This is a genomic window from Streptomyces sp. NPDC107454 (assembly GCF_055582885.1).
On record NZ_JBVJPA010000003.1, the window covers coordinates 232200 to 246591 of the forward strand.

Consider the following 14392-nt stretch of genomic DNA (forward strand, 5'->3'; position numbering starts at 1 on the left):
CACCATGGCAATCCTCAAGGGTTCATCGGCCTCCATGAAGGGGGCGGGGCACACGTCGACCATCAAGGGGTCACGGCGCCGGGGCATCGGCCTCCACCTCTCTCTGATCATCGGTCTGCTGCTCTCGGTCTTCCCGTTCTACTGGGCCGTGATCATGTCGACGCACTCGTCGACGGAGATCTTCTCCTATCCGCCGAAGCTGCTGCCCGGCTCGCACTTCCTCGAGAACGTCCGCAACCTCTTCGACAACGTCGACTTCTTCGGGTCGATGTTCAACTCGCTGTTGGTCGCGTGCTCGGTGACCGTCCTGGTCCTGTTCTTCGACTCGCTGGCCGCGTTCGTGTTCGCCAAGTTCCAGTTCCCGGGCCGCCGGGTGCTGTTCGCGCTGATGATGGTCATCTTCATGGTCCCGGCGCAGCTCCAGGCGATCCCCCAGTTCGTGATCATGGCGAAGCTGGGCTGGATCGGCTCGATGACCGCGCTGATCGTCCCGGCGGCGGCCAACGCGTTCGGTATCTTCTGGATGCGCCAGTACATGAAGAGCGCGATCCACGACGAGCTGATCGATGCCTCCAAGCTGGACGGGGCGGGCTTCCTGCGCCAGTACTGGCACGTGGCGCTCCCGGTGGTCCGGCCGGGCCTCGCCTTCCTCGGCATCTTCACCTTCATGGGCCAGTGGAACGACTACGCCTGGCCGCTGATCGCCCTCACCAACCCGGACAACGTGACCCTTCAGGTCGCGCTCTCCCAGCTGAACGGTGTCCACGGCACCACCGACTACGGAATGGTCATGACCGGCGCGCTTCTCGCCCTCGTCCCCCTGCTGATCGTCTTCGCGATCGGCGCCAAGCAGATCATCGCGGACCTCGGCAAGGGGGCCATCCGCTGATGACGGACCCGCTGCTCGCGCTCCGCCCCTGGGAGGCACCTGAGGTGACCTCCTGGGGGCGGTTGCCCATGAACGCCGTCGACCGCCGGGCCGGTGCCCTGTCACTGGACGGCGCCTGGCGCTTCCAACTGCTCCCCACGCCCACCTCGGACCCAGGTCTCGCCTGGTCCTCGCTCCAGGTGCCCGGCTCCTGGACCACCCAGGACACCGACGACCTGCCGCGGTACACCAACTTCCGGATGCCCTGGGGCGAGTTCCCGCCCGCCTCGCCGGACGCGAATCCGACGGGCGTGTACGAGCGTGAGGTGGACGTCCCCGCCGCGTGGGCCGGCCGCCGGATCGTGCTCCAGGTCGGCGCCGCCGAGAGCGTGCTGCTGGTCCATGTGGACGGGCGGCCCGTCGGCGTGTCCAAGGACTCGCACCTCGCGGCCGAGTTCGACCTCTCCGACGTCGTACGGCCCGGAGAGCGCGCCTCGCTGCGGCTCACCGTCGTCAAGTGGTCGGACGCCTCGCACCTCGAGGACCAGGACCAGTGGTGGCACGCCGGGATCACCCGCTCGGTGCTGCTGTACGCGACCGATCCGCTGCGGCTGGCCGACGTGATCGTACGGACGCGGTGCGACGGCGGGCTGCGCGTCGACTGCCAGGTGCGGGACGCCGGAGGCGCGCTGCCGGAGGGCTGGTACGTCACCGGGGAGCTGGACGGCCAGCTGCTCACCCAGGACGCCGAGTACGAGCGGTTCAAGGAGGAGGACGGCCGGGTCTCCGACTTCCTCGGCGAGGCCCGTCTCACCACGGTCGTCCAGGGCGTCCGCGCCTGGACCGCCGAGACGCCCGAGCTGTACGACCTGACCGTACGGCTGCACCGCGCCGACGGCTCGGTCGCCGACACCTCGCACCACCGCGTGGGCTTCCGCGAGGTGGAGATCCGCGGCCGGGACCTGCTCCTCAACGGCGAGCGGGTCTACATCCGGGGCGTCAACCGGCACGACTTCCACCCGCTGACGGGCCGGACGGTGTCGTACGACGACATGCGCACCGATCTGGTGACGCTGAAGCGCTTCGGCTTCAACGCGATCCGCACCGCCCACTACCCGAACGACCCGGCCCTGCTCGACCTCGCGGACGAGCTCGGCTTCTACGTCGTGGACGAGGCGAACATCGAGGCGCACGACCACGCGCACGAGATCGCCGACGACCCCCGCTACCTCGGCGCCTTCGTGGACCGCGTCTCCCGCATGGTCCTGCGCGACAAGAACCACCCCTCGGTGATCATCTGGTCGCTGGGCAACGAGTCCGACTACGGCGCCAACCACGACGCCGCCGCGGGCTGGCTGCGCCGCCACGACCCGTCCCGGCCCCTCCAGTACGAAGGCGCGGCGAAGCTCGGCTGGGCCGACCCGAAGGTCGCCTCCGACATCGCCTGCCCCATGTACGCGCCGCTCGAGGACTGTGTCGCGCACGCCCTCTCCGGGGAGCAGACCAAGCCGCTCATCCAGTGCGAGTACTCGCACGCCATGGGCAACAGCAACGGCACGCTGGCCGACCACTGGGCCGCCATCGAGTCAACCCCAGGGCTTCAGGGCGGTTTCATCTGGGAGTTCTGGGACCACGGCATTCTTCAACGCGTGAACGACGGAAGACCGGCCGGGCGCGGTGGCGCCGGGCTGTATGACAACGGTGTCGCCGCGCCGGGCCACCGCTGGGCCTACGGCGGCGACTTCGGCGAGACGATCCACGACGGCGCCTTCGTCGCCGACGGGGTCGTCTTCCCCGACCGCACGCCCAAGCCGGTGATGTACGAGCACCGGGAGATCGCGGCGCCGGTACGCCTCGCGTACGTCGGGGGCGAGCTGCGGCTCACCAACCACCAGCACTTCCGGGGCCTCGAGTGGCTGACCGCCGAGTGGGAGCTGTCCCTCGCGGAGGGCGGCACTCCCCCAGCCTCCGGCCGGGGGCACCCCCATCTCGCTTCGCTCGCGGCCGCGGCCGAGCTGCCCGACGTGCGGGCGGGTGAATCGGTGGCCGTGCCGATGCCGTTCACGCTGCCGCAGGACGGCGGCGAGGCCTGGCTGACGCTGCGAGTGACCACGGCGGACGAGGAGGCGTGGGCACCGCGCGGCACGGAGGTGTGTGTGCCTCAGGTGCGGCTCAGGGCGGCCACCCCCGTGGGCTCTGCCGCCACCGCGGACTCCACTGTCGACGTCGAGGTCGACGAGGACGGGCTGCTCGTCCATCCGCTGCTCACCGCGGCCCCCGTGCTGTCGCTGTGGCGGACACCGACCGACAACGACGAGCTCGGCGGCATGGCGCTGTGCTGGCGGACCTGGGGACTCGACGCGCTGGAGCGCAAGCTCGTCGACGTACGCCGCGAGGACGCGAGCGTCACCGTGGTCGCCGAGTACGCGACCCCGGCGGGCGCCGTACGTCACGAGCAGGTGTTCACCCGTGTCGAGGGCGGGGTGCGGATCGAGGAGACCGCGCAGTTGCCGGCCGCGCTCGACGACGTACCGCGGGTGGGCTCGGTCTTCGAGACGGTCGCCGGGCTCGACGTCCTGGAGTGGTACGGGCAGGGCCCCTGGGAGTCCTACCCGGACCGGAGCACCGGCGCGCCGGTGGGCCACCACTCCCTCCCCGTGGACGAGTTGTTCACCCCCTATCTGCGTCCGCAGGAGAGCGGCGGGCGGCACGGTGTACGCCGCTTCACGCTCTCGGCGCCGGACGCCACGGGCTTCGCGGTCGCGCTCGACGAACCGCGCCAGGTGACCGTGACCCGCTACCGGGCCGCGGACCTGGCGGCCGCCACCCATCACGACGAGCTGGTGCCGCGGCCCGGCTGCGTGGTGCACCTCGACGCCGCGCACCGGGGGGTGGGCACGGCCTCGTGCGGGCCCGACACCTCGCCCGGCTACCTCGTCCCGGCCGGCACCCACCGCTGGTCCTGGACGCTGCGCGTGCTCTGACCCGCGCGCGGCGCGCCGCCCCTCCCACCGGCTCGACCCGTTCGACGTGACGCGACGCCCGACCTGACTCGAACTCCTCACTGACCTTTTCGCACCTTCATGGAGCAGACGTGTGTACTTCGCATGACCAGGCGACGGAGGCCGAGCAGGCCGGCGCCGGCAGACGCAACTTCCTGCGGGCCACGGCCCTGATCGGCGCGGCGGCCACCACCTCGGTCGCCCTGCCCGCGGTGACGGCACAGGCCGCGACGCGTGAGGCGAACTGGCGGCCCGACGCCGACAGCCGCCGCTTCACGCTCGCCGTCATGCCCGACACGCAGTACCTCTTCGACGGGCCGAGCATCAACCCCGCGCCGATCGAGGCCTCGCTGCGCTATCTCCTGGAGCACGGCAAGGACGAGAACATCGTCTTCCTCTCGCACCTGGGCGACCTCACCCAGAACGGGGCGCGGCCCGAATTCGCGGCCGCGGGTGAGGCGTTCGAGCTGCTGGACCGGCGCGGCGTCGGCTACAGCGTGCTCGCGGGCAACCACGACATCAGGTCGTCCACGGACGACCAGCGGGGGGCGACCCCCTATCTGGACGTCTTCGGCCCGCAGCGCTTCCGGAGCAAGCGCACCTTCGGCGGCGCCTCGCCGGACGGCTACAACACCTTCCACCTGTTCAGGGCGGCGGGCATGGAGTGGCTCGTCCTCGCCCTGGACTGGCGGCTGTCGGCGCAGGGCTACGCGTGGGCGAAGGACGTCATCGCCCAGCACCCCAGGACGCCGGTCATCCTCACCACGCACGAGCTGGTCGTGGACGACGACACCCTGTCCTCGTACGGGCAGCAGCTCTGGGACCAGCTGATCCACGACCACGACCAGATCTTCCTGACCCTGAACGGGCACTACTGGCCCGCCGCCCGCGCCACCCGCACCAACGCGGCCGGGCACGACGTCCACCTCCACCTGACGAACTACCAGAACCGCTACTACGGCGGCGCGGCGATGATCCGCCTCTACCGCTTCGACCTCGACCGCAACACCATCGACGTCGAGACCATCTCGCCGTGGATCCTGGGCCGGGCGGCCAAGGGCCTCAACGAGTTGGAGCGACAGGAGATCGAACTCAGCGGTGACGCCGACCGGTTCTCGGTCGCCGTCGACTTCGGGGACCGCTTCGCGGGCTTCGCTCCGGTGCCCGCCCGCTCGGCGCGCCCGGTCTCCGAGATGCTGGTCCGGGGCACTCTCGCGTACTGGCGCTTCGACGGGCACGCGGACGGTACGGCGGCCGAGGGCACGGTGCGCGACCGGTCCGGGCACGGCAACGACCTGACCGTGGTCAAGGTCGGTGACAGCGCCCTCACCTGGTCCTCCGCCCACCACCCCGACCAGCCGGGTCACGGCAGCCTCGTCTTCCAGGGCGGCAAGCCCCCGCTGAAGGGCGCGTATCTGCGCACGGTCGACGGGGCGCCCCTCAACTCGGCCACCTTCAAGCGCGGTTACACCATCGAGGCCTTCTACCAGCTCCCCGCCGACTGGGACGCCTCGCACCACGCCTGGGCCTCGCTGGTCAGCCGTACCGGCACGGGCGGTGGCGCGGGCAAGACCGCCGACGACCCGGACGAGCCGCTCGCCACGCTCTCCCTGTCCGACGGGCCCGGCCCGCAGTGGGCCGTCCGGCCGCTCAACCAGCAGGGCATCGTCACCAACTGGGGCGACGAGACGGCCCGCGAGCAGTGGTGGCACGTCGCCGTCGTCAACGACGGCTCGCACACCACGATGTACGTCCAGGGCTGTCCGGTCGCCCGCAACCCGCACACCGTCGCGGTCGGTCTCACCTCGCTCGGGCTGCCCTGGCTGCTCGGCGGCTACGAGTACGCGGGCAAGATCGACCAGATCCTGCACGGACGGCTCGGCGACGTACGAATCGTCGAACGGGCGCTGTCCGTGGCGCAGTTCATGAACCACTGAGCCGTCTCGGCCACCGGTGACCCGAAGACCTTCCGACTCCCCGAGGGAGAAGTTCCGCATGTCCGAGCAGCAACTGCCCGCCTGGGCCGATCCATCCGTCTCCCCCGCCGCGCTGGACCCGCAGGGCGTGTCACGGCGCGGGCTGCTGCGCAGCGCCGGCCTGTTCGGGGCTGCCTTCGCGGTGGGCTCGCTCGCCACCCCGGCGGCGGCCGACTCCCGGCGCCTCGGCGGCGACGACCCGCGCCTCGCGTATCTCGTCGGCGACCACCACATCCACTCCGTGTACAGCCACGACGCGAAGTACACGTTCTCCCAGCTCGCCCAGGCGAGCGCCAAGTACGGCCTGGACTGGATGGTCTTCAACGAACATGCCAACTTCGGGCACGCCGGCTACGGCGCCCAGCTGGAGCACCAGGAGATCCTGAAGGCGCGCGCCGAGAACCCGCGTCAGCTGATCTTCCAGGGTCTGGAGTGGTACATACCGGGCGCCGAGCACGCCACGGTCTTCGCGGCGCCCGGCCGGCACGAGGTGGATCTGCTCACGAAGTTCGAACTCGCCTACGACGGCAAGCTGCTGGGCTACACGGCGGGCTCGCCGACCAGTCCCGACACGGCCCGCAACGAGGCCCACGCGGTCAAGGCCATCAAGTGGCTCGCGGAGCAGCGCCGCACCGGTTACGTCGACGACGTGCTCGTCCTCGCCAACCACCCCACGCGCCTGGGCATCGACTCCCCGCACGAGATGCGGAACTGGCGGGACGCGGCGCCCGAGATCATGATCGGCATGGAGGGAGCGCCCGGCGCCCAGGGCGGCGGCATCCCCGGCTGGGTCGGCTCGGGCCAGCAGCGCGGCGAGTACACCAACAAGCCGTCCGAGAACTCCTTCGCCGGCTACCCGGAGAACGCGTACGTGCTGTACGGCGGCTTCGACTGGATGACGGCGACCGTCGGCGGCATGTGGGACGCGATGCTCGCCGAGGGCAGGCTGTTCACCATCACCACCAACTCCGACGTGCACCGCGTCGTCTTCGACACCTGGAAGAACGGCGACTGGGCGCCCGGGCAGAACTTCGACAACACCGGGCACATCCCCGACCCGGTGAACACCGACTCCCAGCAGCCGGGCGGCGACTTCTGGCCCGGCCAGTTCAGCCGCACCCACGTGGGCGTGACCCGCTACGGCTACCGCGCCGTGATGGCGGGCCTGCGCGCGGGCCGCGTCTGGCTCGACCACGGGCACCTGCTCGACGGGCTCGACGTCCGGGTGAAGCGGGACTGCGACCACGGTCCGGGTGTGACCATGGGCGGCCGGATCCGCGTCCGCAAGGGCGAGAAGCTCACCCTGTCGGTCACCGTGACGACCGCCTCGCGCGCCAACCCCCATGGAATCCTGCCGGAGTTGGCGCACGTCGACGTGATCCGTGGCACGGTGCGCGGCCCGGCCGCCGACCGCGACGACTGGCGCGCGCCCGACACCAAGGTCGTCCGTACGGTGGACGTGAGCGGCCGCAAGGGCACGTACACCCTGCGCATCCCGCTGGTCGCCGGCGACGAGTCCTTCTACGTCCGGCTGCGCGGCAGCGACGGCAACCGAAACGGTACGGGCTACCTGGGCGCCTCGATCGACCCGCACGGCCCGATTCCGCACGTGCCCGGAAACGGTGACCCGTGGGTCGACACGTGGTTCTACGCGAACCCCGTGTTCGTCGACGTGGTGGGCGGCCGGTAGGGAGAGCAGCCGTCCGGCGTGGACCGTCAGGCGTAGAAGCGCGACAGGCTCTGGAGGACGGCGGCGGGCTTCTGGCCGCCGTCGATCTCTATCGTCCCGTCGACGGCGATCTGCACCCCGCCCGGCACGTCCTCGACCGAGGCGAGCCTCGCGACCAGTCGGAGGCGCGAGCCGGCCTTCACCGGAGCGGGGAAACGCACCTTGTTCAGACCGTAGTTGACCTTCGTCGACACGCCCTCGACCTCCAGCAGCCCGGTGAAGAGCGGGATGAAGAGGGAGAGGGTCAGATAGCCGTGCGCGATGGGCGCGCCGAAGGGGCCCTCGGCCGCCTTCTGCGGGTCGACGTGGATCCACTGGTGGTCGCCGGTGGCGTCGGCGAAGGTGTTGATCCGCTCCTGGGTGACCTCGATCCACTCGCTGGTGCCGAGGTCTGCGCCGGCGAGCTTCTTGAGTTCGTCGAGACCGTTCACGGTGATGCTCATGTGCACTTCCTTGCCTACGAGTCGGTGGTCCCGTACCGCGTACGGACACGGGCCTTGAGGAGCTTTCCGGAGGCGGTGCGCGGGAGTTCGTCCACGACGACCACCGACTTCGGGATCTTGTACTTGGCGAGGTGTCCGGCGAGCGAGGCGAGGACCTCGTCCGGGTCGAGTTCGACGCCCTCGCGGGGGACGACGACCGCGCGCGGCACCTCGCCCCACTTGTCGTCGGCGACTCCGATGACGGCGCACTCGACGATGCCGGGGTGGCCGAGGAGCAGGTCCTCGATCTCGGCGGGGTAGATGTTCTCGCCACCCGAGATGATCATGTCCTTGATGCGGTCGACGATGAAGACATAGCCGTCCTCGTCGACCCGGGCGGCGTCCCCGCTGCGGAACCAGCCGTCGGCGAGCACCGCGGCCGTCTCGTCGGGCAGCCCCCAGTAGCCGGGCATGACGTGCGGCCCGCGGACGACCACCTCGCCCGTCTCCCCGATGCCGACCGGCGTGAAGTCGGGCCGTACGACCCGGACATCGCTGAAGAAGTGCGGCACTCCCGCCGAGCCCGCCTTGCCGACCGCGTGTTCCGCGTCCAGGAAGAGGGTGCCGGGCGAGGCCTCGGTCATGCCGTAGCCCTGGAGGAAGGTGAGCCCGCGCTCCTGGTAGGCGGCGATGAGCGGGGTCGGTACGGGTGAGCCGCCGCAGGTGAGGATGCGCAGCGAGGAGAGGTCGGCGTCGGCCCACCGGGGATGGCGGGCCACCTGGTCGAACATCGTCGGCACCCCGAACATGAAGGTGATCCGGTGGCGTTCGATCAGGTCGAGGGTGGCCGCCGGGTCGAAGGACTCGACCAGGACACAGGTGCCGCCCTTGAGCAGCACCGGCAGGGTCAGCATGTTCAGCCCTGCCGTGTGGAACAACGGGGCGGAGACCAGGGCGCGTTCGTCGGCGATCAGGTCGTGGTCGACGAGGACGTTGACCGCGTTCCAGGTCAGATTGCCGTGGGTGAGCATCGCGCCCTTGGGGCGGCCCGTCGTGCCCGAGGTGTACATGATGATGCACATGTCCTCGGCGGTGACGGGCTGGTCGATCGGCTCCTCGGCGGCTTGGTCGATCAACTCCTCGTACCAGGAGCCGACTTCGACGAACGTCCGGACGTCCGCGTTGCCCGGCAGCCCCGCGACGAGTCCGGCCAGCGAAGGCGCGTACACGAGGGCCTTGGCGCCCGAGTCGCTGAGCTGGTAGGCGATCTCGGGTCCGGCGAGACGGGGGTTGAGCGGCACGAAGACCACGCCGAGCGCGCCCGCCGCGAAGAGGGTTTCGAGGTAGGAGGGGTGGTTGGGGCCGAGATAGGCGATGCGGTCGCCGCGGCGCAGGCCGAGCGCGCGCAGTGCGTGGGCGAGGCGGGTGGTGCGGGCGTACAGCTCGGCATAGCTGACGGTGGTGCCGCCGTGGATCAGGGCGGTGCGGTGCGGGGTCTTGCGGGCCCGGCGTGCGGGCCACGACCCCAGTCCCTCGTTGCGCATCTGTGGCCCCTTACGGTGTCAGCCCGAGCAGCCGGGCGGCGTTCTCCTTGAGGATCTTCGGCTTGACCTCGTCCTTGATCGTCAGCTTGTCGAAGTCGGCGAGCCAGCGGTCGGGGGTGAGGACGGGGTAGTCGGAGCCGAAGAGCACCTTGTCCTTGAGCAGTGTGTTGGCGTACTGCACGAGCTGCGGCGGGAAGTACTTGGGCGACCAGCCGGACAGGTCGATGTGCACACCCGGCTTGTGGGTGGCGACGGCCAGCGCCTCGTCCTGCCAGGGGAAGGAGGGGTGCGCCAGGATGATCTTGAGGTGCGGGAAGTCGGCGGCCACGTCGTCCACGTGCAGGGGGTTGGAATACTTCAGCCGGATGCCGCCGCCTCCCGGAACCCCGGCCCCGATCCCCGTCTGCCCGGTGTGGAAGAGGGCGATGGTGCCGGTCTCCTCGATCACCTCGTACAGGTCGTACGCCACCGACCTGTCGTTGGGGAAGAAGCCCTGGATGCTGGGGTGGAACTTGAAGCCCTTGACCCCGTACTCCTCGACGAGCCGGCGGGCCTGCCTGACGCCCGCCCTGCCGCGGAAGGGGTCGATGGAGGCGAAGGGGATGAGCACGTCCGGATGCGCGGCGGCGGCCTCGGCGACCTCCTCGTTCGGGACGGGCGCGGTGCCGGTGGCGGACTCGGCGTCCACCGTGAAGATCACGGCGGCCATCTTCCGCTCGCGGTAGTAGGCGGCCGTCTCCTCCAGGGTGGGCTTCCGCTTGCCCTCGACCTTGAAGTACGCGCTGGAGGCTTCGTGCAGATCGTCGTCGAGCGAGGCGTGGCCCTTCGAGGACACCTCCGCGTGGGTGTGGACGTCGATCGCGACGAGTTCGTTCAGGTCCATCACGCCTCCGGAAGCTTCGGCGCGGGGATCCCGACGGTCTGCGGCTCGGCGCCGACCGACGTGGCCCAGGCGTCGGCCAGGGTGTCGGGGGTCCAGCCGCCGTCCGCGTACGCCGCCCTGACCTCCTGCGGGTGCGACCAGAGTGCCACCTTGTCGCCGCCGATGCCGATGGCCTGGCCGGTGACACCGCGGGCGGCGTCGGAGGCGAGGAACGGGACGAGGGCGGCGCAGTCCTCGGGGGTGCCGAAGCCCTCGCCCTTGCGGAGGAAGTCGGGCAGTGGCTCGCCGTTCCTCATGGCCTCGACGTACGGGGCGAACGCGGGGATGGTCTCGGTCATGGCGGTGGCGGCGACCGGCACGATCGCATTGACGGTGATGCCCGCGCGGCCCAGCTCCATCGACCAGGTACGGGCCATGGCGGCGATGCCCGCCTTCGCGGCGGCGTAGTTCGTCTGGCCGAAGTTCCCGCGCTGCCCGGCCGGCGAGCCGACCAGGATCAGCGAGCCGCCCTCGCCCTGCTCGCGCATGCGCACGGCGGCGGCGCGGGCGCAGGTGAAGGTGCCCTTCAGATGCGTGGTGATCACCGCGTCGAAGTCCTCGTCGGTCATCTTCCACAGCACCTTGTCGCGCAGGATGCCCGCGTTGGTGACCAGGATGTCGAGCCGTCCGAACTCCCGCACCGCACGGGCGACGAGCCGGTCGGCCGCCTCGGTGGTGCCGACCGGGACCACCTCGGCCACGGCCTTGCCGCCCGCGGCGGTGATGGACTTCACGGCCTGCTCGGCCACGGCCTCGTCGACGTCGTTGACGACCACGCAGGCGCCGACGGCCGCCAGGGCGTGTGCGTAGGCCAGGCCCAGGCCACGGCCGCTGCCGGTGACGACGGCCACCTTGCCGGTGAGATCGATGCTGGGCACGAGGGAGTCCCTTCGACGCTGAGGGTCCGGAGCGCGGCGTTGCGATGCCGAGCTGCGGCTACGAGATCGAAGCTAAGGACAATAATTGTTGACGTCAATAGTTGTTGCCGACTCATCCGTGCGGCATGCTGTGCGGAGTAGGGCGCGATGCTGTACGCAGTACGGCATGCCGTACCCGGCACGAATGAACCGCCCCGCCCGGGGCCCGGCCCAGGGAGCCCGTCATCGCAGGCCAGCAGCACGCCACCAGCCCGGCCACCGGCCCCGTCCCCATCGACGCCCAGGAGCCGTGGATGCGCGGACTGCACGCCGACACCGGCTATCTGCTGTACCGGCTGGGCCTTCGCTCGGGGCAGCTGTTCAACACCTTCCTCCAGGAGTCGGGGCTGCGGCTGCGCCACTACGCGCTGCTGCGCTTCCTGGCCACCTCCGAGGGCGCGCTCCAGCGGGAGCTGAGCTCGCGGCTCGGCTATGACCCGAGCGCGATCGTCGGACTCGTCGACGACCTGGAGAAGCTCGGTTTCGCCGAGCGCCGTCCGTCACCGGACGACCGCCGCAGCCGGATCGTCGTGCTCACGGACGACGGCCGGGCGTTCCTGCGCGACACGGACGAGGCGGGCCTGCGCGTCACGAACGACCTGCTCCAGCCGCTCGCCCCCGCCGAGCGGGACGCCCTGCACACGCTCCTGCAACGGGTCGCGGAAGCCGAACTCAACTCATGACCACGTTGTCCGCGCCCGACCGTCTGCTCGCCGTGCTCGCCGCCTTCGACCACCAGCACCCGGCGCTCTCCCTGACGGGAATCAGCCGCCGGGCCGGACTGACGCTCACCACCGCGCACCGGCTGGTCGGTGCCCTCACCGACTGGGGCGCGCTGGAGCGGGACGCGGACGGCGTCTACCACGTGGGCCTGCGCCTCTGGGAGATCGCGGCCCTCGCTCCCCGTGGCCTCGCCCTCCGCCAGATCGCGCTGCCGTACCTGGAGGACCTGTACGAGGCCACGCACGAGAACGTGCAGATGGCGGTCCGCGACGGCGCCGAGGTCGTCTACATCGAGTGGATCTCCGGACGCTCCGCGGTCGGTGTACGCATCCAGGTGGGCGCCCGCTGGCCCCTGCACGCGACGGGCGTGGGCCTCGCGCTGCTGGCCCACGGCGACTCGACGTCCCAAGAGGCCTACTGCTCAGGGCCGTTGGCCGCGTTCACCCCGCACACCCTCACCGACGGGGCCCGCCTGCGCCGCACGCTCGCCGAAGTCCGCCGCACCGGCGTGGCGGTGAGCAGCCGTCAGGTCACCGACGACGCCCTGTCGGTCGCCGCTCCAGTGCGCGGCGCGGGCGGCGCGGTGGTCGCGGCGGTCTCCGTCGTGGTCCCCGAACACGGCGCTCAGGTACCGGCGTTGATTCCGGCGGTACGGCTGGCGGCGCGGGGGATCTCGCGCGCCCTGGGGTGGCAGCCGCAGACACGACCCGAGCCGGGCACCTGAGGCTCCCTGGGGTATCACGAGGGCGAGCATTTCCCTTCTGGCCCGCCGCACGTACGCCGTTCCTTCAGGACGATTCTCAGGCCGTCTTCACGTAAATCTCAGGCGGCAGCCCCGGGTTTCAAAGAATCGCCCCAGGAACGCGGCGCAGGATGCACCAGCAGTCGTGGTGGTCATCCAGGAAAGGCGTGCCGTGGGCTTCGCGAAGAATTCGAACCGGTCCGAGCGGTGGACGGCGAACCGGTCCGAGCGGCAGGCCTGGTCGCGGCGCGGGGTGCTGGCCGCCCTCGGCGCCGTGCCGGCGGTGGGCATCCTCACGGGCTGCAGCGGCTCGGCGGACGCCTCGGAGGGAACGGACGCGAAGGCGGGCGCGAGCACGAAAGCCGAGGTCAAGACCCCGACCGTGACCGTCACCCCGGCCGACGGCACGAAGAAGGCCGGTTTCACGAGCCCGGTCGAGGTCACCGTCAGCGACGGCACGCTCGCGAGCGTCGAGGTCAGCGGAAACGACGGCTCCACCCTGGCCGGATCCTTCAATGACGCCCGTACGAAATGGACGTCCACGAAAAACCCCTACTCGGGCACCAAATACACGGTCACGGCCACACCGAAGGGCGCCGCCGCGCAGAGCGCGAGCTTCGTCACGAAGCAGCCCTCGGAAACGTTCGTGGGTTATTTCACGCCCGAGGCGAATTCGACCTCCGGTGTCGGCATGCCCGTGTCGATCAACTTCACCGAGGCCGTGAAGGATCGGGCCGCCGTGGAAAAGGCGATCACGGTGACGGCGGAGCCCGCGGTCGAGGTGGTCGGCCACTGGTTCAGCGACACTCGCCTCGACTTCCGGCCCGAGGAGTACTGGGCCGCGGGCACGAAGATCACGCTGAGCCTGCGTCTGAAGGACGTCGAGGGCACGACCGGCGTCTACGGCACCCAGTCCAAGGACGTCACCTTCCACATCGGCCGCCGTCAGATCAGCACGGTCGACCTGGCGAAGAAGACCATGACCGTCGAGCGCGACGGCTCCACCCTCGCCACCTACCCGGTGAGCGGCGGCGACGCCGACCACACCACCTGGTCCGGGATCATGGTGATCAGCGAGCGGTTCAAGCAGACCCGGATGGAGTCCTCGACCGTCGGGCTCGGCGACGAGTACGACATCTCGGACGTCCCGCACGCCCAGCGCCTGACCACCTCCGGCACCTTCATCCACGGCAACTACTGGGCCTCGACCTCGGTCTTCGGCTCCACCAACACCAGCCACGGCTGTGTCGGCCTGCACGACGCCAAGGGCGCGAACGACAGCTCCGTGCCGGGCTACAAGTTCTACGCCGGTTCGATGCTCGGCGATGTCGTCGTCGTCAAGAACTCGGGCGAGAAGACCGTCGAGGCGTCCAACGGCCTCAACGGCTGGAACCTGTCCTGGTCGGACTGGAGGGCGGGGAGCGCCCTCTAACGCGACGGCAGGCATGCGGCCCACCGCATCCCACTCTTCAATGCCTGAACTCCCGCACAGGGAAAGGAGTTTCTCGGCTTTACCTCTTGACGGTCGGAGTGACAGAGAGCACATT

11 protein-coding genes are annotated in these 14392 nt (G+C 70.3%); 7 read left to right on the plus strand and 4 right to left on the minus strand.

The window, feature by feature from the left end:
• The first annotated feature begins 4 nt into the window (after nt 1–4).
• The 4 genes from ACZ69M_RS08690 to ACZ69M_RS08705 all read left to right on the plus strand — a co-directional run bounded on the left by ACZ69M_RS08690 (nt 5) and on the right by ACZ69M_RS08705 (nt 7536).
• Nucleotides 5–889 carry a carbohydrate ABC transporter permease gene (locus ACZ69M_RS08690; RefSeq protein ID WP_470047914.1) on the plus strand — a complete coding sequence of 295 codons (885 nt, stop codon included), beginning with the start codon at nt 5–7 and terminating at the stop codon, nt 887–889.
• Nucleotides 889–3852 (plus strand): glycoside hydrolase family 2 TIM barrel-domain containing protein, encoded by a 2964-nt coding sequence (locus ACZ69M_RS08695; RefSeq protein WP_470047916.1) that lies wholly within the window; start codon nt 889–891, stop codon nt 3850–3852. Before ACZ69M_RS08690 ends, ACZ69M_RS08695 begins: the two co-directional genes overlap by 1 nt.
• Before the next feature lie 110 nt (nt 3853–3962).
• Nucleotides 3963–5807, plus strand: a complete 1845-nt coding sequence (locus ACZ69M_RS08700) for a LamG-like jellyroll fold domain-containing protein (RefSeq protein ID WP_470047918.1) — start codon at nt 3963–3965, stop codon at nt 5805–5807.
• A 58-nt stretch (nt 5808–5865) separates the two neighbouring features.
• On the plus strand, nt 5866–7536 hold the full coding sequence (locus ACZ69M_RS08705; protein WP_470047920.1) for a histidinol-phosphatase: 1671 nt from the start codon (nt 5866–5868) through the stop codon (nt 7534–7536).
• Nucleotides 7537–7562: 26 nt separating this feature from the next.
• Here ACZ69M_RS08705 and ACZ69M_RS08710 read toward each other — a convergent pair whose 3' ends face one another.
• From ACZ69M_RS08710 to ACZ69M_RS08725, 4 genes are read right to left on the minus strand one after another with little or no spacing between them, the layout of a single operon-like run.
• Nucleotides 7563–8018, minus strand: coding sequence for a MaoC family dehydratase (locus ACZ69M_RS08710; protein ID WP_470047922.1), 456 nt, complete (start codon nt 8016–8018; stop codon nt 7563–7565).
• 14 nt (nt 8019–8032) lie between these two features.
• Nucleotides 8033–9541, minus strand: a complete 1509-nt coding sequence (gene menE, locus ACZ69M_RS08715; RefSeq protein ID WP_470047924.1) for an o-succinylbenzoate--CoA ligase — start codon at nt 9539–9541, stop codon at nt 8033–8035.
• Between the two features lie 10 nt (nt 9542–9551).
• Nucleotides 9552–10424 carry an amidohydrolase family protein gene (locus ACZ69M_RS08720; RefSeq protein ID WP_470047926.1) on the minus strand — a complete coding sequence of 291 codons (873 nt, stop codon included), beginning with the start codon at nt 10422–10424 and terminating at the stop codon, nt 9552–9554.
• Nucleotides 10424–11341: an SDR family NAD(P)-dependent oxidoreductase gene (locus ACZ69M_RS08725; RefSeq protein ID WP_388301798.1), complete on the minus strand. Its 918-nt coding sequence runs from the start codon at nt 11339–11341 to the stop codon at nt 10424–10426. The genes ACZ69M_RS08720 and ACZ69M_RS08725 overlap by 1 nt, the downstream gene beginning before the upstream one ends.
• 293 nt (nt 11342–11634) lie before the next feature.
• Between ACZ69M_RS08725 and ACZ69M_RS08730 the strand changes: the two genes are divergently transcribed.
• From ACZ69M_RS08730 to ACZ69M_RS08740, 3 genes are all read left to right on the plus strand, one after another.
• On the plus strand, nt 11635–12063 hold the full coding sequence (locus tag ACZ69M_RS08730) for a MarR family winged helix-turn-helix transcriptional regulator (protein WP_067361645.1): 429 nt from the start codon (nt 11635–11637) through the stop codon (nt 12061–12063).
• The gene (locus tag ACZ69M_RS08735) at nt 12060–12827 is read left to right on the plus strand and encodes an IclR family transcriptional regulator (RefSeq protein ID WP_352047631.1); all 768 of its coding nucleotides are present in this window, start codon (nt 12060–12062) and stop codon (nt 12825–12827) included. Before ACZ69M_RS08730 ends, ACZ69M_RS08735 begins: the two co-directional genes overlap by 4 nt.
• A gap of 190 nt (nt 12828–13017) precedes the next feature.
• Entirely contained in the window at nt 13018–14277 is a 1260-nt protein-coding gene (locus ACZ69M_RS08740; RefSeq protein ID WP_470047929.1) for a L,D-transpeptidase, read from the plus strand.
• The last annotated feature ends 115 nt before the right edge of the window (nt 14278–14392 follow it).

Bases quoted from the DNA above. Each gene is read 5' to 3' on its own strand.
- ACZ69M_RS08690 (WP_470047914.1), top strand. From the start codon at position 5: ATGGCAATCCTCAAGGGTTCATCGGCCTCCATGAAGGGGGCGGGGCAC.
- ACZ69M_RS08695 (WP_470047916.1), top strand. From the start codon at position 889: ATGACGGACCCGCTGCTCGCGCTCCGCCCCTGGGAGGCACCTGAGGTG.
- ACZ69M_RS08705 (WP_470047920.1), top strand. From the start codon at position 5,866: ATGTCCGAGCAGCAACTGCCCGCCTGGGCCGATCCATCCGTCTCCCCC.
- ACZ69M_RS08710 (WP_470047922.1), bottom strand. From the start codon at position 8,018: ATGAGCATCACCGTGAACGGTCTCGACGAACTCAAGAAGCTCGCCGGC.
- menE (WP_470047924.1), bottom strand. From the start codon at position 9,541: ATGCGCAACGAGGGACTGGGGTCGTGGCCCGCACGCCGGGCCCGCAAG.
- ACZ69M_RS08720 (WP_470047926.1), bottom strand. From the start codon at position 10,424: ATGGACCTGAACGAACTCGTCGCGATCGACGTCCACACCCACGCGGAG.
- ACZ69M_RS08730 (WP_067361645.1), top strand. From the start codon at position 11,635: ATGCGCGGACTGCACGCCGACACCGGCTATCTGCTGTACCGGCTGGGC.
- ACZ69M_RS08735 (WP_352047631.1), top strand. From the start codon at position 12,060: ATGACCACGTTGTCCGCGCCCGACCGTCTGCTCGCCGTGCTCGCCGCC.